Raw genomic sequence first — 20,358 nt, 5'->3', positions numbered from 1 at the left:
CGCCGGCCTGGTGCGCCGCACTCCTCCAAGTGTCGACGCACCAGGCCGGCATGTCGGCGGATTCGCCCATCACGATGTGGTGGAGTCGCGTCGGATCACAGTCCGCGCGCGATGATCTCCTTCATGATCTCGTTGGTGCCGCCGTAGATCTTCTGGATCCGCGAGTCGGTGAAGATCCGCGCGATCGGATACTCGGCCATGTAGCCGTAGCCGCCGAACAGCTGTAAACACCGGTCCGCCAGGATGTTCTGCTGCTCGGACAGCCACAACTTGGCCTTGGCCGCGGTGGGGATGTCCAGGTCGCCCGCCACGTGCTTCTCGACGCAGTCGTCGAGGAAGCTCCAGCCGACGGTCACCGCCGTATCGCATTCGGCGAGGGTGAATTTGGTGTTCTGAAACGCGAAAAGCGGCTTGCCGAAGGCGGTTCGCTCCTTGGTGTAGTCCAGCGTCAGCTCGACCGTCTTCTCCATCGTCGCCTGCGCGGTGACCGCGATGATCAGCCGCTCCTGTGCCAGCTGCTGCATCAGCTGGATGAAACCCATGTTCTCGGCCTCGCCGAGCAGGTTCGCGCGCGGCACCCGCACCTCGTCGAAGAACAGCTCGCAGGTGTCCTGCCCGTGCTGGCCGATCTTGTGCAGGTTGCGCCCGCGCCGGAATCCGGCGCGGCTGGTCTCCACCCCGATCAGCGAGAGCCCGCCCGCGCCGCCCTGCTCGTTCGTCTTGGCGACCACCAGCACCAGATCGGCGAGGTAGCCGTTGGAGATGAACGTCTTGGCGCCGTTGATCACGTACTCGTCGCCCTGCACGGTTGCGGTGGTGCGGATCGCCTGCAGATCCGAGCCGGTGCCCGGCTCGGTCATCGCGATCGCCGCGACGATCTCGCCCGAGGCCAGCTTGGGCAGCCAGCTCTTCTTCTGCTCGTCGGTGCCGTAGTTCGAGAGGTAGTGCGCGATGATCGTGCTGTGCACGGGTCCGCCGAAGCTGGGGGCCAGCGCGCGCACCTGCTCGATGGCGATCACCGCGTCGTGCCGGAAGTCCCCGCCGCCTCCGCCGTACTCCTCCGGGATGCTCGGGCACAGCAGGCCGAGCTCGCCCGCCCGCAACCAGACCTCGCGATCGATGTGCTGCTGCTCACCCCAGCGCTCCTCGTGCGGCGCGCACTCCTTGCTGAAGAAGTCGCGCGACAGCTCGGCCAGCGCGTCCATCTCCGCATCCATCCACCGTGAGCGGTGCTTCGCCATGTTCGCCCGTCCCTTCCGCATCCGACGCCGTCGTCGTGCCCTCACGGTAGGAACCAGCAGGTCGGGTGGGAAGGACCGAGCCGCCCGAATCCCATGACCGCAGCGCTCTCGCCTAGCCTGGGGCCACCCACCAGCATCGGAGAGGACGAATGGCCGAACGGATCGAAGAGACGGAATCGGGGAGCGACGACAAGACGACCGGCACCGCGCCGGAGCCGGGGGGCAGCACGGAATCGACATCCCGGAAAGCGGACGCCGAGCCGAAGGCCGCACGTCCGGGAACGGTGTCGATCCGGGTATCCACAGTGATTCAAGCCGTGGCGATCGGTGTACTCGCCGTGGCCGTCTGCGTGCTCGCCGGGTTTCTCTGGTCGGCGCGCAGCGATATCGCCGACCGAAATGCGCGGGCCGAGGACGATCGGAAGGCCGAGCAGATATCCACCGATTACGCGGTCGGTGCTGCCACCCTGAACTACCAGGACATCAATGGGTGGGTGGGCAGGCTCAGGTCGAATACCACGCCGCAGTTGGCGAACAAGTACGACGCAGTGGGTTCCAAGCTCGAACAGATTCTGGTTCCGCTGAAGTGGACCTCGACCGCGACGCCGATCAGCGCCAAGGTCGTTTCCGCACAGGGCAACGTCTACAAGGTGAATGTGTTCGTCAATGTGAGCAGTACGACCGCGCAGAATCCGGAAGGCACCCAGACCGTCGCGACCTACAACGTCACGATGGACAAGAGCGCCGACTGGAAGATCACCGATGTCGGCGGGATCGACGGCGCACTTCCGTTGAAGTAACCGTCCGTCGAACTGCGGCGGACTTTGCCGCGATGCGCACTGAAAGAAATGTTCGACGCAATAAACCTTCGAACCCGAAATAGCTGGACTCGGCGATAGCCGAAGATAAACGCGCCGCCACCCGGAATCCGGGTGGCGGCGCGTCGGGGTATAGGGGCGAGCTCAGCTCGCGGTGCTGCCTGCCATCTGGCGTTCGGCCTTGGCGGCCTCGCGGGCGAGCATCCGGTCGCGCTGCTCCTCGAACTTGAGCACGTCCTTGCCGAGCTTGTCGATGTAGGCGGCGAGCCGCTCGCGGCAGGCCTCACCGCGCGCGGTGAAGTCGTTGCGCTCGAAGACATTCCACTTCTTCAGCACCGGCTGCACCACTTCCTCGAGGTGCTGGCGCAGGTCGTAGATGCCGTGCTTGGCCATCAGGACGCCGTTGCGGCGGAAGTTCGGCATGCCTGCGCCGGGCATCTGGAAGTTCTCCAGGATCAGCGTGACCGCCTCGATCGCCTGGTCGGGGGCCAGATCGAGGGCCGCGCCACACACATTGCGATAGAAGATCATGTGCAAGTTCTCGTCGGCGGCGACACGCTGCAGCATGCGGTCGGCGATCGGGTCGTCGCACACCTTGCCGGTGTTGCGGTGGCTGACGCGGGTGGCCAGCTCTTGGAAGGTCACGTAGGCGACGGAGTGCAGGATGCCCGCGTCGGCCTCGGTCGGGGACGCGAAGCCGTTGGTCATGTGGATCATCCTGGCCTCTTCGAGAGCGACCGGGTCGACGGCGCGGGTGACCAGCAGGTAGTCGCGCATCACGATGCCGTGCCGGTTCTCCTCGGCGGTCCAGCGACCGACCCAGGTGCCCCACGCGCCGTCCTGCGAAAAGTTTTCAGCGATCTCGCGGTGATACGAAGGCAGGTTGTCTTCGGTCAGCAGATTGGTGACCATTGCCGCTTTCGCGACCTCGCTCAGGCGGGACTGCTCCGGATCCCAGTCGATACCCCCGAGTGCGGCGAAATTGCGGCCTTCGTCCCACGGGACATAGTCGTGCGGATGCCATTCCTTTGCCAGGGAGAGGTGCCGGTTGACGTTTTCTTCGGCAACCGGCTCCAACTCCGTCAGAAGCTCGAGTTGAGTCAGATCCCTTGCCATGTAATGAACCCTTCAGTCTGTGCGTCCGGTCGAGCAGGTCATCCCCCCACGGTAGACCGTTGCCGTGCGGCCATACCTTACGGCACCGTAGGTGTGATACGAAACGCATCCGAATGACCTTGGCGCCCCGTGGTGCACGTCATACGCCCTCGTTGGCGTTCGGCGACCACCTTCGAGTGTATGGCTTCGGCCCGCAGCGAGTGGTCTATCGCTGCGGGCCGAGGAGTGTTAGCAGGGCGTGCTCGATCGCACAGTACGGGCGCGTCGCGACGGCGCGAGGTGGGGTGGAAAAGACAGTTGGCCGGTCGTCAGCGCTTTCCGCCGAACAGTCCGCCGAGCACGTTCCCCAGCGCGCCACCGGCGTTCTTGGCCAGCGCTTCGCCGATCGCTCCGCCGATGCCGCCGCTCTTGCCGCTGCCGTTGAGCAGCCCGCCGAGCACGTCGCCGATGCCGCCGCCACTGGATTGTGTGGGTGCCTGTGTCGCGTTGCCGCCACCGCCGGTCATCTGCTTGGCCAGGTAGGCGAGCACGATCGGGGCGAGGATGGGCATCAGCTTGGCGATCAGGTCGTTGCCGCCGGTGCCTTCGGTCGCGCCGAGCGCGCTGATCACCGTGTTCTTCTCGGTGCCGAAGACGTTCTCGACGATCTTCGAGCCGTCCGCGACGTCGACCTTGTCGATGTCGACCTGGCCTTCGCCCTCGACGAGGTCTCCGTGGTTGTCCAAGGCGCCGACGAGGCCTGCGGCGCCCTCCGGCTTGGTTGCGTTGGCCTGCAACCCGCCGAGCAGGGTCGGCAGTGCGGCCTGGACCGCGGTCGTCGCGGTTTTCTCGTCGACGCCGAGCTTCGCGGCGATCTGGGCGATCGGTACCTGGGAGAGCAAATCATCGAAGGAAGTCATCAGCTCCGCCTTGTCGAGGGGATGACCCGGGATTGCCCGTGTCGCGTTCGACGTCGCCGCGCTGGCGCTCGGCTCCGTCGCGCGCGGCGCACTGTGTCTTCGGTTCGCGCACAGTAGGGAATGCCCGGATGGAGTGTGGTGTGTTCGGATCCCGCGCGCCGGGGCGCGTTGTCAGTATGGACCCCGAGGGCGGGCTGGCATATAGGTGCCTTGTGCACGCGGCGAGTCCATCGGGAAAGCGGGAGCCGCACGCTGCGGAAACAGGTTCGGGCGCCCGGGAAACCGGGCGCCCGACGCTGTGCCCCCAGTAGGGCTCGAACCTACGACCTGCGGATTAAAAGTCCGTAGCTCTACCAACTGAGCTATAGGGGCGCGGTGGGTCAGTGTAGTGGGCATCGCGCCGTTGACCCAATTCGGGGAGCACGGTGCGTCGCGGTTCGCTGCGCCCACGGCTCGCGGATGTCGGCGGAGGGTGGCAACCTGACGCCGAGACTTGTTGTGGCACCGAGTAACGCGCGATGCGGGCGGCAGGATGTCACCGGTAAACATTTGGTACCCAACTTTGTTCATCGTGACGAGATTTGGCTACCATCCAATCATGTTGGGTGACAATGTCTTTGGATTTGCGGGGGAACAGTGGCCTGAGCTCGGGGTCGGTGACCGGGTGGGCTGCGGGCGATGACCGGTCTGCCGGGTGGGCGGTGGACTCGGATGAACGTCGCTGGGACGCTGTCGAATTGGGGGAACGAACACGCGCCACACTTCGGTTGCGGAATGTTTGCTGTAACACTAAACCGCGGTAGTTGGTTACCTGACTCGTCGGTTTGCCGCGTGTCGGATGGGGTTTCCGGGTACGGTGACGACTTGATGAATTCCGGAAGAATCACCGACTCGTCCGGTGATTCGGAATTCGGCTTATCGCTGATGTGCCCGAACGTGTCGCGACCGGTCCGGCCGATCGTGGCTTCCCTGGAGACGACGCCGCAGGAGGCAGATCCGAGACGAAGAAATACCCGGGTGCGCACCCCCTGCGGCGCACCCGGGCAGGAAAACTATACCAGCTGGTGTGTTTCAGGTTTTTCGCAAGTTTTCGTACCGAAAGTTTGAAACTGGGCGAAAACCCCGGTTTGAAGTATTGATAAAACTCATAACTTCGCGCCAAGGGCCCGTTCCTTTGGGGGTGGCTGTTTGGCGGCGAGTAGGCTTCGGAGGCGTTTCGAGCATGGCACGGCAGCAAGAGCGGGCCCGCCGGACACGTGCGGCGATTATCAGGTCCGCCGCCGTTGAGTTCGGGAAGAGCGGCTATGCCGCTGCATCGCTCAACCGCATATTGGAAGGGTCGCGTGCCACCAAGGGCGCCATGTACTTCCATTTCGATTCCAAGGAAGATCTCGCGCGCGCCGTACTGGAGACGGCGGTCGAACGCTATCGCGCATCGGCCGAGCGTTGGCTCGCACGAACAGATCTCGGACCACTAGACGTCATGCACGGCATGATCGACGAGATGGCATTGCGGCTCGAACACGACATCATCGTGCAGGCCGAATACCGGTTGATCATCGAACCCGACTTCTATCGGGACGTACAAACCGGCGGCGGACGGATACTCGGGCGCGCCACGCGCTCGCTCACCGTCCGCGCAATCGACCAGGGCCAGTTGCGCGCCGACGCCGACGCCGACCGGTTCACCAGGACGCTCACCGCCGCACTGGCGGGCCAGCGCTACATGATCGACGCACACGGCAGCGGCATCGATCTGCGCTCCCGATTCGAGGAAGCGCTCGAGGTCGTCATCGAATCCATGGCCACCCCCGAGTGGACCGAGAAGTTCCGCAGCGACGGCTGGCGCACCCACGCCCGCCTCGAAGAGCTCAGTTTGGGCCTTTGACCAGCCGGTTTGGGAATCGAGTCCGGTCTGTCATAAGCTAACCGGGCTCCCAACGGACAGCCGTTGAAGCCGGTTCCGGAGAAATCCGGAGACGAGCCCCCTTCGTCTAGCGGCCTAGGACGCCGCCCTTTCAAGGCGGTAGCGCGGGTTCGAATCCCGTAGGGGGTACGGTCTTCGGATCGTTGGAAGCACAGCAAGGCCCTGTGGCGCAGTTGGTTAGCGCGCCGCCCTGTCACGGCGGAGGTCGCGGGTTCGAGTCCCGTCAGGGTCGCAAGTGAGCGCCGGAGCAATCCGGCGTTTCGCGTATGGCATTCAACTCGGGTGCCTGCGGCCAGGTAGCTCAGTTGGTACGAGCGTCCGCCTGAAAAGCGGAAGGTCGCCGGTTCGATCCCGGCCCTGGCCACTCCACTCGTAGGTGAGCCCTGCACGCGGAACGCGCGTGCGGGGCTCGTTTCGTTCGTGTCTTGTGGGGGTGCAACCCCCACGCCCCGCTCGGCGGGGCTTCGCCCCCCGAACCCCCCGACCGTTGTTGCGCCGGTGGCTGATTCCCTACGCCCCGCTCGGCGGGGCTTTGCTCCTTGGGGTTGTTGCGTTTTTGGGTTGCAGACCGCCAATATTGATGCCGCGCAGATCTTGGTGTGCTGCTTGGTATGTCAAGTCCCTACGTCCCTACCGGCGCGTTCGCCACGTCCCTACCGGCGCGTTTGCCCCCTCCGGACCACTCCCTTATGCGTAACTCCGCGCCACGCTCGGGAACCCGACCGATGTCGCCTTGGGATGTGGACCATCGATGTCTACGTCGCGCAGATGCTGGTGTTCCGCTTGGGAAGTCAGGTTTGCGGACTCGGGTACGGATTGCCGTGGGCTACTGGTCGAGGGGGAGTCTGAAGTCGACGGTGTTCCAGCGTTCTGGGTGCATGAGGATTGTGACGTTGGGGGGCGCGGACTGCTCGGTTGCGTTCACGTAGTCGGTGGCGCGGGCCGGGCCCATGTAGCGGACGGCCATGTCGAGGCCTTCCTGCTTCGAGGCCGGTCTGATTTCGGTTACCGGACCCTCGACTGACACGTAGCGGTAGTCGTCGACGACGGCGACCTGCGCGCACAATGCGAAGCGGCCTGCCTTCTCGATGAGCCGGACCTTGCGCGAACCGGCGGGCGTGATCACCTTGATGAGTCCGCCGGGCTGGTACTCGTACCAGATCGGCGCGGTCAGCGGCGCGCGTTCCGGTTCGGCCGTGACACTGAGGATTCCGACATGCGGATCGGCGAGGAAGGCCTCGCGTTCCGCTCGGGTCATCGGACGCATGACTCCCAGGCTAGCTCCGTCCGATGTCGAGGTTCGGGTGAAAGCCACATCGTGTGAAGCGTCGCTGTTGCCGGTCGGAACCCGCTGCGGGCGTACTCATCTCGAGGCAGGGGCCTGGGCGGGGGCTCAGGCTGGTTCTTGGGCTTGGCGGCGGGGGGACCAGCCGGGGCCGCCGGGTTGGGAGCCGCGGAGGGTGACGGTGGGGTGGCGGGGGAGTTCGAGGTACATGCGGATGTCGTCGTAGCGGTCGTTGCCGACTTCGATGACGTTGGGGAGGCGGCCCCATTCGCGGAAGCCGAGTTGTTCGTACAGTTCGATCGCGCCGTGGTTGTTGCCGCGGACGCCGAGGGTGAGGGTTTCCAGTCCGGTGTCGCGTGCGTTGTCGATCAGGGCGGTGACGATCACGCGACCTAGGCCGAGTCCTCGGGCGGTGGGGTGGGCCATGACTCGCTCGATGGTGGCCGAATGCGCGAATACGGCGCCGGGTTGGCGCCGCCACAGCCCCATTGCGGCAATGTGGTTGTCTGCCATGGCGACAGCGAGGGCGGCGTCTCCTGCGCGGACTGCGGCGAGTACCCCGTCCAGCCATGCGTCGGTGTCGGCTCGGGTCGGTGGTGACAGGAAGCCGATGGCGCCACCCAGTTCGGTCACATCGTGCAGCAGCCGGTGGGTGCCGGCCTGTAGTCGAAGGTCGGCACTCGTCGGCCAGGTCGGGTCGATCTCGCTGGGCACAGCGGGGTCCATCCTTTTCAGTCGAACAAACTAGAACTCCGGTCGGTGACGCTAGCGCCCGCCACCGACAAGCCAGGTCCCTTGTATGCCTTGACAGTTATATAACTGAGAGGGAATTATGAGGCGGGTGACCGCGGTGGACGTTTTTCAGGTGTTGGCCGAGCCGAGCAGGCTGGCCATCTTGGAGGTGCTGCGGCAAGGCGAGCAGTCGGTGGGGGCGCTGGTGGCGGAGTTGCCGCTGAGTCAGCCCGCGGTGTCCAAGCATCTGCGTGTGCTCAAGGACGCGGGGCTGGTCGAGGTCCGGGTCGACGCGCAGCGGCGGCTGTATCGGATTCGGCCGGAACCGCTTGTGGAGCTGGACGATTGGCTGGCGCCCTATCGGCGGTTGTGGAACACCCATCTCGACCTACTGGAAGAGCATCTCGAACGGAGGAGGCGGACATGAGCGAGGCACAACTTCGAACCGACGGAGCCCGGCCCGCGGTGCGGCTGGAGCGGGAGCTGCCGGATCCGCCCGCGGTGGTGTGGCGGGCGATCACCGATCGTGCCGAACTGCGGGCTTGGTTCCCGTGCGATGTGGATGTGGCGGGTGGTGTCTGGGCGGTCGGCGCGACGATCACCTTCCGGTTCGAGGGGGAGTTCGACGGGATGTCGCTGACCGGTGAGGTATTCACCGTCGACGAGCCGAAGCTGCTGGAATTCAGTTGGGGCGACGAGCGACTGCGTTTCGAGCTGGCCGCGCGCGGCGGCGGCACGCATCTCGTGCTGATCAACGAGCTGGCCCCCGATACCGCGGCGCGCAATGCGGCGGGCTGGGAGATCTGCCTCGACCAGCTCGCGGGTCTCGCACCGTCCGACGATGCGTGGAAGCCGCTCTTCGAGTCCTATTCTGCCGCTTTCGAACCCCTCGTCGGACCCCAGTCCGGCCCACCGAAGGCCTGAAGCCGCGTGCGAGGCGGGACCGACGCTGTCGAGTCCCACTCGTGGTGACGCCGGTTCCGGTGGCAGGGCAAGTGGGGACTGTATGCGGCGGGACGCGATTCCTAGCGTTGATAACTGCGGACTTGTTCGCGGCTCCTACCGTTGGCAGCTGCGGACAAGTCCGGGGCGATCACTGGCAGGAGTTGTTGATGAGATTTTCCGAGGAGCTGGCGGACTGGACCGACTGGTACGTCGCCGAATTCTTGCTCGGCCGCGCGCTGGGCATCTTCCCGGAATCGGCACAATTCCAGGACGTCGAGGAAGTCGTCCTCCTACCGAGCCCCGTCGGCAACGCCCTGCGCGGCGTCTTGGAACACCTCACCGGCGCAGGCATCCTCGAAAACCACGACAAATCAGACCAGTACCGCTGGTCCCCCCGACGCACACGGTGACGAGTGGCACATGGCTGCGGCAAAGTGCGAGAAGCCCCCTCCGTGGTGTGCCACTCGTAGCCGGTGATCTTGGAAACTCCGGTGTGGGGGACGGTGATGGTGGAATGCTGGGGGGCATGGCTGAGCGCTGGTATTACTGCTTGAAGCACAGGCGGGCCGAGAAGGGGCGGCAGTGCTGGTTCCAGGATCGGATGGGCCCGTATCCGGATCAGGCGACCGCCGAGCGGGCGTTGGAGATCGTCAAAGCGCGCAACGCGCAGGCCGATGCCGGGGAGGATTGACCAGGTCGGCAGGGGTTCCGCTGCGCGGCAAGTGATCTCGTAACGCCGCGGCAGGCATCGGTAGGAAACGGCACGCCAAAGGTGATCTTGTGGCGGCCGTCGCCATGTCCGGATCACGGCGACCAGGTATATCCACTCAGGCCCTCTTCAGTTCGATCAAGTACGGTTTTCTCCGAATCAGACGAATGCTCGGTGGCCCTGACGTGGGCTGCCAGCTGGACCAGGATCAGCAGGGAGGGCGACCCTTGAGGGTTACCGTTGTTGTGCCGACCTACAACGAGCGGGACAATCTGCCGGTTGCGGTGGAGCGGCTGACGTCGCTGCCGGTGCCCGACCTGCACGTCCTCGTTGTCGACGACAATTCGCCGGACGGCACCGGCGAGGTGGCCGACAAACTGGCCGCGGAGCTGCCGAACGTGGTCGGCGTGCTGCATCGCACCGAGAAGGACGGCCTCGGCCGCGCCTACATCGCCGGAATCACCAGGGCGCTGGACGAGGGCGCCGACGTGGTCCTGCAGATGGACGCCGACCTGTCGCATCCGGCCGAGGTGATTCCGGCGATGCTGGAGAAGCTGGCGACCACCGATGCCGGTGTCGTGCTCGGTTCGCGGTATGTGCCCGGCGGCTCCACCGCCGCCGAGTGGAAGTGGTACCGCAAGGCGCTCTCCGCCTGGGCCAACTTCTACGTGAACCTGATCCTGCGCCTGAAGGTGAAGGACGCCACCGCCGGGTTCAAGGCGTGGAAGGCGGACACGCTGCGCGCCATCGACGTCGGCTCGATCCGTAGCAACGGGTACTCGTTCCAGGTCGAGATGAACTACCGGACGGTCAAGCAGGGCATCGAGATCGCCGAGGTGCCGATCCGTTTCGAGGAGCGCACCCTCGGCGCCTCCAAGATGAGCCTGAAGGTGCAGCTGGAATCGGCGCTGATGCCGTGGAAGCTGCTTTTCGGCCGCTCGGTCTAGATCTGCGCCAGGGCCCCGCATCCGCAAAGGATGTGGGGCCCTGTGCTGTTCGCGGTCAGCGGGCGGCCAGCCCGCGGCGCAGTGCTTCCAGGCCGATGACCAGGACCGGCACCAGCACCAGGTGCATGACCGACAGCGCGATGGTGGTTGCCGTGTCGAACGTGGCGGCGACGGTCAGTCCGATGGTCGCGACGGCGAGCACGCTGCCGACGATCTGGGCCACCCGCAGCACGCCGACCCAGAAGTAGGAGATCAGCGCGGTCAGGGTCATGCCGATCAGCAGCGGGACCGCGGACGAGAAGATCACCCCGCCTGCGCCGACGTAGCTGGTGACGCCCTTGTCGACCACCTCGAACGAGCCGCCCGCCGCTTCGCCGAGCTGCCAGACGATCAGGTTGACGACGACGGCGGCGATGACGCTGCCGACGATGGCGATCGGCCGGTTGACGCCGGGGATCCGCAGGGACGGTGTGGTGGTTTGCGCGATGCTCATGATCTTTTCCCTCATCCGAAGCTATGTGGCTTGGTGCTGAGGACAATCGTGATACCTCAACAATTGTTGAGGTCAAATCGTGCTTGCAGTGAGCTGGATCACGCACTGTCCCGATTCGCCGGCGGGTCCGCTCAGTCCGCGTCGGGTTTCGGCCAGTCGAGCAGCGTGTCCACGAACAGCTGGCGGACCGCGGCCACCTTGTCGTCCATGTCGTTCGGATCCCAGTCCCGCACGTCGATGGGGTCGAGGATCGCGACATCCACGGTGCCCCGCCGCGCGACCATCTCGTTGCGCCAAGAGATTTCACCCGCATTGCGGATGACGATCGGGATGATCGGCACGCCCGCCTGGATGGCGATATGGAAGGCGCCCTTCTTGAACGGGCCGACATCCGGTGTGTAAGAACGGGTTCCCTCGGGCGCGACGGCGATCGACAACCCACTGCGCAGTGTCTCGACGACCGGCACCAGTGCGGCCTTGGCTTTGGCGGTGCTCGACCGATCGATGAAGGTCACGCCGACGAAGCGCATCAGCGGGCCGAAGATCGGATTGCTGGTCAGCTCCTTCTTACCGATGCCGGTGACGCCGCCGCCGAGCACCTCGGGAACGATGATGATGTCGAACTGGCTCTGGTGATTGAACAGGAAGACCGCGGGCCGGGGTGCGCGCGCGTTGGCGGCGCCGGTCACCCGCAACTGAACGCCGGTGATGCTCAGGGTGTTGTTCGCGGCGTGCGCCATCAGCGCGTCGGCCATCTGCTGTCGGTCCCTGGTCGGCGACTTCGTCGCGACACCGTAGAACGCGCCGCCGAGCAGGCCGGCGAATCCCGCTGCGGTGCGGCCGTAGTCGGCCAGGTGCGGGGCCTCGCGTGGACGGAAGTGCAGCGTCGGCCAGCCCTGCTCGCCCGCTGCGGCGGTGAGCGACTGATCCGGGTTCACCGCCACCGGGTGCCCGACCAGCGACAGCAGGGGTAGATCGGCGCTCCCGTCGGTATATGCGTAGCTGCGGGCAAGATCCACGCCGTGGTCTGCGGCGAACTCACGCACCGCCTCGGCCTTGCCGTTGCGCCACAGCGTCTTTCCGTCGGCATACCCGGTGAGGATGCCGTCCTGGGTCGCCATCGGCGTGTACAGCACGTGCTCGACACCGAGCGCTGCCGCGGCGGGAGCCACCTGGAAGCGGGTCGCCGAGCTGGCAAGCACCACCGTGTGCCCGGCCGCCTGGTGGACCCGGATCAGTTGCCACGCTTCGGGATACAGGTGGCCGTAGACGGTGCGCTTGAACAGCCGCGCACCGAGCTCGTCCACCTCCGCCTCCGGCTTGCCCGCCAGCGCCTCGGCCAGCTGGCGCAGGAACCGGCCGTATTCGCCGTCGGTGGTGGCGTTGCGGATGCCGTCGAGCAGCACGTCTTCGGCGCCGCGACGGCCGAACAGCCGCCGCAGCAGCCGCTTTCGCGGGAATCCGTCGATGACCGTGCCGCCGAAGTCGAAGATCGCGGCGATCTCGGGACCCTGCGGCCCGGAGCGGATGGCGTCGATCGCGGTTGCCAGCCCGGCGTTGGGCACCGTCATCTCAGCTCCTGCTTTCCTGCGGATACCCGCAGCGAGTTGGCGCCGAGGCGCGCGATACCTCCGGACAGCGCCGCGTGCAACTCACCGGTACTCCCGGTTGGACGGATCGAGCGCGGCCGCCTGCGAGATCCTGGCCCCGATGGTGCGCAGCCGTTCGGCGAATTCCACCCTGCGTTCGGTCAAGTCGGCCCTGCGCTTGGCCGAATCATCGGACACCGGTTCGAGCAGCCCGTAGTTGCCCGCGAGTTTCAGTGCGGTGGTGAACAATTCGGTGGAGACCGATTCCGGGCTGTGCAGCCGCTGCTGCAGCATCATCTGCTTGCCCACCGACACGCACTCGGCGATGAACTGCTTGCGATCGAGCTCCACCTCGGGGTCGCGCGCGGCCAGCCGCTCGGCCACCACCAGCTGCGCGTCGAAGAACGACCGGAGTACGCGGTGCGCCATCATGAACCCGGACTCGGTGAGCACGGCCATGATGTCCGAACCGAGGGTGTTCTCCCGGGTGTGACTGTGCCACTCCGGATCCAGGAGCAGCATCTCGGCGGTCATCTGCTCGGCGAACTCGGCCCGCTCGGGGAAGAAGAACTCGAACTTCAGCAGATCGCGCAGCCGGAATGCCTCGTCCCACCCGGTGCTCAGCTGGTCGGCGCCGTCGCTGTCCAGCGCGGCCAGGATGGACAGTTCGAGGATGGCACGGTTGACGAACCAGTGCACCGCGCTGTTGCGATAGAACGCCGCCTCCAGGTGCGCGCCCGCCTCGATCGAGTACACCGGCTCAAGCCCGCCGCGGTAGACGGTGACCACCTTGGCCAGCGAGAGTTGTTCCAGCACAACGGCAAGACCCTGATCGTCGCGCAACGCCGTGAGCTCGCCGCGGGGCAGATCGCGCTTCTCGATGTAGCCGAGCACCGGCGCGAGCACGGTGCGCACCTCGCCGAGCGTGAGCGCGCGTTCATGCACGCCGAGCAGTGCGAGGGTGACCAGCGCGTTGACCGTGATCGGGGTGACCGCGTTGATGCCGACGGCGATCTCGAACGCCAAGCGCTGCACGGCCTTCCGCTCCAGCTCGGCGACCTCGGGTTGGTCCGGCTCGCCTGCCCCGGTTTCGGTGAGCCCGGTCGGTGCGGACTCGGTGCGATGCAGCGGGATGGTCAGCGGTGGTGTGGTGAGCGGATCGCCGTGCGCCGCAAGCCGATCGCGTGCCGACAGCGGCGCGCCGAACCGCACATACACGTGTCCGGCCGAATGCTGTTGGCTGCGTACGTAACGGGCCAGCCAGGCGAGCCCCTCCGGCCGCTTCTTGCCGCCGACCTGTTCGGTGGCGATGGCGCCGAGCTCGTTGAGCCGTTCGTAGGTGATCGACACCGGAACGAGCATCACGTCCTCGACCCGGTCCGCACGCACCGCTGCCGCAAGGTAGTTGAGCAGCCCGTAGCGCGGCGGTCGCAGCTTGCCGGTGCGGGTGCGGCCGCCCTCGAAGTACCACTCCATGTTGAAGCGCTTGGCGAGCAGATAGGCGAAGTACTCCTCGACCACCGCCTTGTACACCTCGTCGTCGCCGAAGCTGCGCCGGATGAAGACGGTGCCGGTGCGGCGGGCGATCGGCCCCATCGGCCAGAAGCTCAGGTTGGCGCCGCCGATCACGTGGTTCGGCGGGAAATCGTTGCGCGCCAGCACATCACCGAGCACGAACGCGTCGACATAGGAGCGGTGCGACGGCAGGAACACCAGCGGGTAGCGACGGTTGAGATCACGCAGCGCGGCCAGCCCCGAGTCGTCGGAGTCCACCTTCCATGTCGAGGCGTGGATCGGCCGCATCGCCTGGGTGAACAGGTCGGAGACCAACCTGCTTTGCGCGGCGACGAGTTCGTTCAACGCCTTCTCGGCGCGGTGGTACACCTCGTGCGGGCTCGCGCCGATCTGGTCGGCGATGAGCTCGAGCCTGCGCTCGAAGAGCGGCGAGTCGAGGATCTCCTCGGCGACCAGCCGCGGCACCTTGTAGCGGTCGCCGATGATGGTGCGTTCGGCACGCTCCAGCGCGACCACCGCGGCGCGCACGATGGCGCGGGCGAACGGCTCCGTGGTGCCCTTGGCGACCAGCGCGGCCGCCTCCGGGTTGTTCGTGCGCAACTCGCTGAGCAACGCGGGTTGCCCGGTCAGCACCACATGCCGGTTCGGCTCCGCGACCAGTTTGCGCTGTGCGAGCCGGTTCGGCTTGCGCGGATTGGTCAGCAGCGCCATGTCCGCGAAGGTGATTCGGCGGACCCCGTCGCGTTCGGGCGGCAGCCACAGCACGCGCACGGGCACCACGAGCGGATCGTCGGTGCGGCCGACCAGCCGACCGGCCACGGCGGCCGCGTCCAGGTCGAGCTGGGTGATCGGCGCGGCGGTGCCGAATTCCGCGGCGATCCCGCCGTCGGCCAGCCAGCTGCCGATGACTTCGCGTTCCACCGCGGACGCCGCGTCGACCAGGGCCACCACCGACCCCGGTGCCGACGCTCGCTGGATATGCGCGGTCGATCCGCCGTGGTGCTCGATCATTGCCCGGTCCCTCCAAGTGACTATCCCCCTATTGAATCCCCCAGAGGCCGATCCGCGCAGGCACTCGGGCCCGCAAGTCGACCGTGGAGTCTGGAATCGGGCCCTGCCTTGCTGCACCCGGCTCGGCTATCGGCTTAGGCTGCCCAGATGGATTGGGCGTTGCGCGCATGTGGCTGGCACGGCCACTACACCTATGCACCGGACGAGCCGGAGCTGGCCGAGCGGTTGCGTGTCGACACGGTGGCCGGGACGGCCTGGCGTTGTCTGCGTTGTGGCACGTTCGTGCCAGGCGACCCGGTGGGATCGGGTCCGGCCGACCACGCGCCCGAGGTGCCGCGCGGCCGGCTGCTGCGTGATCGCTGGCTGATGCGTGCCCTGGCGATCGAGCGGTTGCTGCGTGGGCTGCTCCTGGTGGTTGCTGCGCTGGCGGTACTGAAGTTCCGCTCGTCTCGGGAGACGATGCGCGCCGCCTTCGACGCGGACCTGCCGCTGCTTCGGCCGTTCGCCGATCAGATCGGCTGGGACATCGACCGGTCCAAGATCGTGCATCTGATCGATCAGGCGTTCTCGTTGTCGAACACCACCTTGTTGTGGGTTGCGGTCGGCATTTTCTGCTACGCCGCGCTGCAGGCGGTCGAGGCGCTCGGATTGTGGCTGGTGAAGCGGTGGGGCGAGTACTTCGCCGTGGTCGCGACGAGTCTGTTTCTGCCGCTGGAGATCTACGAATTGACCGAGCGGGTCACCGCGCTGCGGATCGGCGCGCTGGTGATCAATATCGCGGCGGTGGTGTGGCTGCTCTTCTCCAAGCGGCTGTTCGGCTTGCGCGGCGGCGCGGCCGCGTACCACGCCGAACACAGTGCGGAAAGTTTGCTGAGCGTTGAACGTTCAGCGCTTGCTGTCCCGGCTCGATGATTGTTCGAGGCCTGTTCGCTGTGTTGCCGGGCACACCTCCTCGTTAGTCAGGTAATGCTAACCTTACCTCCAAAGCTGGGCCAGTTTAGAACTTTGGAGGATCGTTGTCGACCACGGACGAACGCTTGCGGGTGGAGATTCTGACCGATCCGGCGGCAGCGATGTCCCGGCTGGCGGGGGCCGATCGGTTCGGTGAGTACGTGGTGTACGAACGTCCGGGGGAGTGGGTATTCGCGGCCGATCCGATCGGCGGCATCGAATTGGACGTCGCCGAACTGCGAGTGACCTGGGCAGGCCAGACCACCACCAGCCGATGGGAGGGCCGCCCGGCAAGCGTTGTCGACCGCGCGCTCGCCGCACTGCCGCTCGACGGCCGAAATGCCTACGGCTGGATCGGGTTCGAATTCTGCGCGTGGACCTTCGGCGCCGCCGAGCACCTCGACTCGCGGACCGCGGTGGCGCAGTTGATGATTCCGCGCATCGAGGTGCGGATCGGCGAGTACGGGATCCGGGTGTCCGGCGCGACCCCCGCGGAGGCCGCCGACATCCACGGCCTGATCGCCGAATCGCAGGAAAGTGAACTGCCGCAGCCGCATCCGGCCGATATCCGACTCGACCCGACCGGATACCAGGACCGGGTGGCCGAGGCCGTCGCGGAAATCAACGCAGGCCGCTATCAGAAGGTCATCCTGTCCAGGAAGGTCGATCTGCCGTTCGTGGTCGACGTGCCTGCGACCTATCGGCTCGGGCGGGCGCACAACACGCCGGCACGGTCGTTCCTGCTGCGACTCGGCGGACTCGAGGCGGCGGGATTCAGCCCGGAGCTGGTTGCCGCCGTCGACGACGACCGGGTGGTGACCACTGAGCCGCTGGCAGGCACCCGCGCCTTCGGCCGTGGCGAGGCGATCGACATGGCGGCGCGGGCCGACCTGGTCAACGATCCCAAAGAGATCGTGGAGCACGCGATTTCGGTGCGGACGTCGTTCGCGGAGATCGCCCAGGTCGCCGACCCCGGCACCGCGGCGGTCTCGGATTTCATGGTCGTGCGCGAGCGCGGCAGCGTGCAGCATCTTGCCTCGACGGTGCACGGCAGGCTGGCCGCCGACCGCTCCAGCTGGGACGCGCTCGAGGTGCTGTTCCCTTCGGTCACCGCGTCCGGCATCCCCAAGCGGGAGGGCATCGATTCGGTGTTCCGCCTCGACCACGACGCGCGCGGGCTGTATTCGGGTGCGGTGGTGACGGTTTCGCCGACCGGCGCGATGGAGGCGACGCTGGTCTTGCGCGCGGTCTATCAGACGCCCGAGGGTGCCTGGCTGCGTGCGGGCGCAGGCATCGTCGCCCAGTCCCGCCCGGAGCGTGAGTTCGAGGAAACCTGCGAAAAGCTCGGCTGCATCGCACCCTATGTGGTGCGCGCGGCGCACTGATCCACTCGGCGAGTTCGGGCAGCATGTCGAAAGATGTGCTGCCCGTTTGCTTTTCCCGGCATTGAGCATCCTCAGCTCGTGGTGGCGCGCAGTGCCTTCTTGTCGATCTTGCCGACGGCGGTGACGGGCAGCGCGCCTGCCTGGCGCAGCACATCGGGCAGCTTGTAGGTGGCCAGCCCGCGGTCGGTCAGGAAGGTCTTGATCTCGGCCAACGTCGGCATCGTGTCTTCGACAACGAGCACGGCACAGACCCTTTCGCCGAGCGTCGCGTCGGGCAGGCCGACCGCGGCCGCGTGCCGGACGGCCGGGTGGGCGAGCAGATGTTCTTCGAGTTCGTCGCAGGAGACGTTCTCGCCGCCGCGGTTGATGACGTCCTTGATCCGGCCGGACACCACCAGGTGCCCGCTCGGCAGCCTGCGCACCAGATCGCCGCTGCGGTAGTAGCCGTCGGGGGTGAAGGCGCGGGCATTGTGCTCGGGCGCGCGGTAGTAACCGCGAATGGTGTACGGGCCCTTGGTGAGCAGCTCGCCCTCCGCGCCGGGCGCGACGTCGTCGCCGTTCGCGTCCACCACCCTGACCTCGTCTGCCGGGGACAGCGCCAGGCCCTGCGTGGTGTGCAGCAGTTCGGCGGGGTCGTCGAGCCTGGTGTAGTTGAGCAGCCCCTCGGCCATGCCGAACACCTGCTGGAGGGTGGCGCCGAGCGCGGGCGTCACCTCGCGGGCATTGACCTCGGCCAGCTTGGCGCCGCCGACCTGGAGCAGCCGCAGTGAGCTCAGGTCGGCCTCCTCCCATTCGGTTGCGGCACACCACAGCTGGGCCAGTGGCGGCACCACGGCGGTCACTGTGACGCGGTGCCGTTCGATGGCGGCGAAGGCGTTCTCCGGGCTCGGATCGGTGACGAAGGCGACCGCGCCGCCCGCGCTCACGGTCCCGAGGATGCCGGGGCAGGCGAGCGGGAAGTTATGTGCCGCAGGCAGTGTGGCGAGGTAGACGTCGTGCTCGGTGAGCGCGCAGACGGCGGCGCTTGCGGTGGCGTTGTAGGCGTAGTCGTCGTGGGTGCGCGCGATCAGCTTCGGCAGTCCCGTGGTGCCGCCGGAGACCAGCATCAGCGCGATATCGCTCGGGTCGATCGTCGGCAGCGAACCTTCGTCGCGCGGAATCGAACTCAGCGCGGTGGCGGAGCCGTGGTCGCCGAGCACGAGCACGTGCCGCAGCGACGGCACCGCGTCCTGCACGGTGGCGGCGAGTTCCCGGTAGTCGAAATCGCCGAGCCGGTCGGCGCAGATATAAGCAACCGCCGTGGAAAGTGCGGTCAGGTGCTCGATTTCGGCCCGCCGGTGCGCAGGCAGAGTCAGTACGGGGATGATTCCCGCGCGCAGCAGCCCGAACAGTACGGTCAGGAATTCCGGCACGTTCGGCAGCTGCACCACCACTCGGTCGCCGGGTGCGATACCGAGCGCGAGCAGCCCGTATGCCATCCGGTCGGCTTCGGCGTCCAGCCATGCGTAGCTTCGCGTTCCGTCGGCATCGTGCAGGGCAGCCCGGTCCGGATGCCGCTGCGCGGTGTCGCGCAGGAGGTCGCCCAGTGCTTGTCCGCGCCAATACCCTGCGGCCCGATAGGTTTCCGCGATATCGGCGGGGAAGGGCACATATCCGTCGCGATGCGTGGACGACGCGGTCGATGGGGAAGTCACGGTCTGCCTCACTGGTAACTCGGGGCCGAGCTGAGAAAATAGGTTAGGCAACCCTATCTTACTTGCCTTGGTCGATGTCCGAGAGTGGCGAGACCGGCGGGCGTTCGCGGCCCCGATTCGGTTTACACTCCCGCTATGAGCAGGTGGGATACCTCGAACATGCCCGATCAGACCGGCCGCACGTTCATCGTGACCGGTGCCAACAGTGGCCTCGGGGCGGCCACGGTGCGCGCACTCGCCGGCGCGGGCGCGCAGGTGGTGCTGGCCTGTCGCAACGTCGCCAAGGGCGAGCAGGTGGCCGCGTCGCTGGGAGACCGGGCGATCGTGCGGAAGCTGGATCTCGCGGACCTCGCTTCGGTGCGTGAGTTCGCCGCGGCGACCGACCGTGCCGATGTGCTGATCAACAACGCGGGCGTGATGGCGCTGCCGGAGCTGCGCACCGCCGACGGCTTCGAAATGCAAGTCGGCACAAATCATCTCGGACACTTCGCGCTGACCGGGCTACTGCTGGACAAGATTTCGGAAAGGATCGTCACCGTCGCCAGCGGCGCGCACACGATCGGCAAGATCGATCTGGACGATCTCAACTGGGAGCACCGAAAGTATCAGCGCTGGCTCGCCTATGGGCAGGCGAAGCTGGCCAACCTGATGTGCGCCTACGAGCTGCAGCGCAGGCTGACCGCGGCAGGCTCGCCGAAGATCTCGGTGGCCGCGCACCCCGGCTACGCCTCGACCGAACTGCAGTCGCACACCGAGTCCATCCAGGACGCGGTGCTGTGGCTCGGCAACCGCGTCCTCGCGCAGAGCGCCGAAATGGGCGCGCTGCCAACGCTGTACGCCGCGACCGCCGCGGTCGAACCCGGCGGCTACTACGGACCGACCGGCTTGCGCGGGCTGCGCGGCTACCCGGGTGTCTCCGGCTCGACGAAGGCCTCGCGCGACGAGGGTGTCGCCCGTGGACTGTGGGAGCTGTCGGAGAAGCTGACCGGCGTCACGTATTCCTTCGGCTAGGGCGTGTTTCGAAGTCCGCTGGTGGTGGCTGCGCGTAGCGGCGCCACCACCAGCGTTTTCGGTGGAAGCTGTTGCCCGCGTTGGCATATG

At 66.6% G+C, this 20,358-nt stretch carries 19 protein-coding genes and 4 tRNA genes; 13 read left to right on the top strand and 10 right to left on the bottom strand.

Going from position 1 to position 20,358, the window contains the following annotated elements; translation table 11 throughout:
* Positions 1–95 precede the first annotated feature (95 nt).
* Positions 96–1,241, bottom strand: a complete 1,146-nt coding sequence (locus tag ACGFNJ_RS35275; RefSeq protein WP_393458553.1) for an acyl-CoA dehydrogenase family protein — start codon at positions 1,239–1,241, stop codon at positions 96–98.
* 149 nt (positions 1,242–1,390) lie between these two features.
* Between ACGFNJ_RS35275 and ACGFNJ_RS35270 the strand changes: the two genes are divergently transcribed.
* The gene (locus tag ACGFNJ_RS35270; protein ID WP_245745855.1) at positions 1,391–2,041 is read left to right on the top strand and encodes a hypothetical protein; all 651 of its coding nucleotides are present in this window, start codon (positions 1,391–1,393) and stop codon (positions 2,039–2,041) included.
* Positions 2,042–2,203: 162 nt separating this feature from the next.
* On the opposite strand, the gene ACGFNJ_RS35265 is transcribed toward ACGFNJ_RS35270, so the two are convergent.
* The 3 genes from ACGFNJ_RS35265 to ACGFNJ_RS35255 all read right to left on the bottom strand — a co-directional run bounded on the left by ACGFNJ_RS35265 (position 2,204) and on the right by ACGFNJ_RS35255 (position 4,446).
* Positions 2,204–3,175, bottom strand: coding sequence for an acyl-ACP desaturase (locus ACGFNJ_RS35265; protein ID WP_393458550.1), 972 nt, complete (start codon positions 3,173–3,175; stop codon positions 2,204–2,206).
* A 308-nt stretch (positions 3,176–3,483) separates the two neighbouring features.
* Positions 3,484–4,074: a DUF937 domain-containing protein gene (locus ACGFNJ_RS35260; protein ID WP_393458547.1), complete on the bottom strand. Its 591-nt coding sequence runs from the start codon at positions 4,072–4,074 to the stop codon at positions 3,484–3,486.
* A 299-nt stretch (positions 4,075–4,373) separates the two neighbouring features.
* Positions 4,374–4,446 (bottom strand) — tRNA-Lys (locus ACGFNJ_RS35255).
* 850 nt (positions 4,447–5,296) lie between these two features.
* Between ACGFNJ_RS35255 and ACGFNJ_RS35250 the strand changes: the two genes are divergently transcribed.
* The 4 genes from ACGFNJ_RS35250 to ACGFNJ_RS35235 all read left to right on the top strand — a co-directional run bounded on the left by ACGFNJ_RS35250 (position 5,297) and on the right by ACGFNJ_RS35235 (position 6,365).
* Positions 5,297–5,962 carry a TetR family transcriptional regulator gene (locus ACGFNJ_RS35250; RefSeq protein ID WP_393458544.1) on the top strand — a complete coding sequence of 222 codons (666 nt, stop codon included), beginning with the start codon at positions 5,297–5,299 and terminating at the stop codon, positions 5,960–5,962.
* Positions 5,963–6,057: 95 nt separating this feature from the next.
* Positions 6,058–6,130 (top strand) — tRNA-Glu (locus ACGFNJ_RS35245).
* 29 nt (positions 6,131–6,159) lie between these two features.
* Positions 6,160–6,233 (top strand) — tRNA-Asp (locus tag ACGFNJ_RS35240).
* A 58-nt stretch (positions 6,234–6,291) separates the two neighbouring features.
* Positions 6,292–6,365, top strand: a tRNA-Phe gene (locus tag ACGFNJ_RS35235).
* Positions 6,366–6,827: 462 nt separating this feature from the next.
* Here the strand turns inward: ACGFNJ_RS35235 and ACGFNJ_RS35230 are convergent.
* Both ACGFNJ_RS35230 and ACGFNJ_RS35225 read right to left on the bottom strand, forming a co-directional pair.
* Positions 6,828–7,268 carry a pyridoxamine 5'-phosphate oxidase family protein gene (locus tag ACGFNJ_RS35230; protein ID WP_393458541.1) on the bottom strand — a complete coding sequence of 147 codons (441 nt, stop codon included), beginning with the start codon at positions 7,266–7,268 and terminating at the stop codon, positions 6,828–6,830.
* Positions 7,269–7,394: 126 nt separating this feature from the next.
* A complete protein-coding gene (locus ACGFNJ_RS35225; protein WP_393458538.1) occupies positions 7,395–8,000 on the bottom strand; it encodes a GNAT family N-acetyltransferase in 606 nt (201 codons plus the stop codon).
* 136 nt (positions 8,001–8,136) lie between these two features.
* Between ACGFNJ_RS35225 and ACGFNJ_RS35220 the strand changes: the two genes are divergently transcribed.
* The 5 genes from ACGFNJ_RS35220 to ACGFNJ_RS35200 all read left to right on the top strand — a co-directional run bounded on the left by ACGFNJ_RS35220 (position 8,137) and on the right by ACGFNJ_RS35200 (position 10,619).
* Positions 8,137–8,445: an ArsR/SmtB family transcription factor gene (locus ACGFNJ_RS35220; RefSeq protein ID WP_393459225.1), complete on the top strand. Its 309-nt coding sequence runs from the start codon at positions 8,137–8,139 to the stop codon at positions 8,443–8,445.
* The gene (locus ACGFNJ_RS35215; protein WP_393458535.1) at positions 8,442–8,942 is read left to right on the top strand and encodes an SRPBCC domain-containing protein; all 501 of its coding nucleotides are present in this window, start codon (positions 8,442–8,444) and stop codon (positions 8,940–8,942) included. Before ACGFNJ_RS35220 ends, ACGFNJ_RS35215 begins: the two co-directional genes overlap by 4 nt.
* A 188-nt stretch (positions 8,943–9,130) precedes the next feature.
* The gene (locus ACGFNJ_RS35210; protein WP_393458532.1) at positions 9,131–9,373 is read left to right on the top strand and encodes a hypothetical protein; all 243 of its coding nucleotides are present in this window, start codon (positions 9,131–9,133) and stop codon (positions 9,371–9,373) included.
* Positions 9,374–9,489: 116 nt separating this feature from the next.
* Positions 9,490–9,654, top strand: coding sequence for a hypothetical protein (locus ACGFNJ_RS35205; RefSeq protein WP_393458529.1), 165 nt, complete (start codon positions 9,490–9,492; stop codon positions 9,652–9,654).
* 263 nt (positions 9,655–9,917) lie between these two features.
* Positions 9,918–10,619 carry a polyprenol monophosphomannose synthase gene (locus ACGFNJ_RS35200; protein WP_393459222.1) on the top strand — a complete coding sequence of 234 codons (702 nt, stop codon included), beginning with the start codon at positions 9,918–9,920 and terminating at the stop codon, positions 10,617–10,619.
* Between the two features lie 55 nt (positions 10,620–10,674).
* On the opposite strand, the gene ACGFNJ_RS35195 is transcribed toward ACGFNJ_RS35200, so the two are convergent.
* The 3 genes from ACGFNJ_RS35195 to ACGFNJ_RS35185 form a co-directional block, all read right to left on the bottom strand.
* Positions 10,675–11,112: a DUF6069 family protein gene (locus tag ACGFNJ_RS35195; protein WP_393458526.1), complete on the bottom strand. Its 438-nt coding sequence runs from the start codon at positions 11,110–11,112 to the stop codon at positions 10,675–10,677.
* 131 nt (positions 11,113–11,243) lie between these two features.
* Positions 11,244–12,683 (bottom strand): HAD-IB family hydrolase, encoded by a 1,440-nt coding sequence (locus ACGFNJ_RS35190; RefSeq protein ID WP_393458523.1) that lies wholly within the window; start codon positions 12,681–12,683, stop codon positions 11,244–11,246.
* An 81-nt stretch (positions 12,684–12,764) separates the two neighbouring features.
* The gene (locus ACGFNJ_RS35185) at positions 12,765–15,227 is read right to left on the bottom strand and encodes a glycerol-3-phosphate 1-O-acyltransferase (protein ID WP_393458520.1); all 2,463 of its coding nucleotides are present in this window, start codon (positions 15,225–15,227) and stop codon (positions 12,765–12,767) included.
* Positions 15,228–15,374: 147 nt separating this feature from the next.
* On the opposite strand from ACGFNJ_RS35185, the gene ACGFNJ_RS35180 reads away from it, so the two are divergent.
* Positions 15,375–16,139 (top strand): DUF2127 domain-containing protein, encoded by a 765-nt coding sequence (locus tag ACGFNJ_RS35180; RefSeq protein ID WP_393458517.1) that lies wholly within the window; start codon positions 15,375–15,377, stop codon positions 16,137–16,139.
* A gap of 104 nt (positions 16,140–16,243) precedes the next feature.
* Positions 16,244–17,563 (top strand): salicylate synthase, encoded by a 1,320-nt coding sequence (locus tag ACGFNJ_RS35175; protein WP_393458514.1) that lies wholly within the window; start codon positions 16,244–16,246, stop codon positions 17,561–17,563.
* A gap of 71 nt (positions 17,564–17,634) precedes the next feature.
* Here ACGFNJ_RS35175 and ACGFNJ_RS35170 read toward each other — a convergent pair whose 3' ends face one another.
* Positions 17,635–19,257: a (2,3-dihydroxybenzoyl)adenylate synthase gene (locus ACGFNJ_RS35170; protein WP_393458511.1), complete on the bottom strand. Its 1,623-nt coding sequence runs from the start codon at positions 19,255–19,257 to the stop codon at positions 17,635–17,637.
* A gap of 135 nt (positions 19,258–19,392) precedes the next feature.
* Between ACGFNJ_RS35170 and ACGFNJ_RS35165 the strand changes: the two genes are divergently transcribed.
* On the top strand, positions 19,393–20,268 hold the full coding sequence (locus ACGFNJ_RS35165; protein ID WP_393458508.1) for an oxidoreductase: 876 nt from the start codon (positions 19,393–19,395) through the stop codon (positions 20,266–20,268).
* The last annotated feature ends 90 nt before the right edge of the window (positions 20,269–20,358 follow it).

Source organism: Nocardia sp. NPDC049149 (genome assembly GCF_043197455.1).
Classification (GTDB): domain Bacteria; phylum Actinomycetota; class Actinomycetes; order Mycobacteriales; family Mycobacteriaceae; genus Nocardia.
Note: the sequence above shows the minus strand (reverse complement) of the source record. Positions and strands in the feature narration are given on the sequence as shown.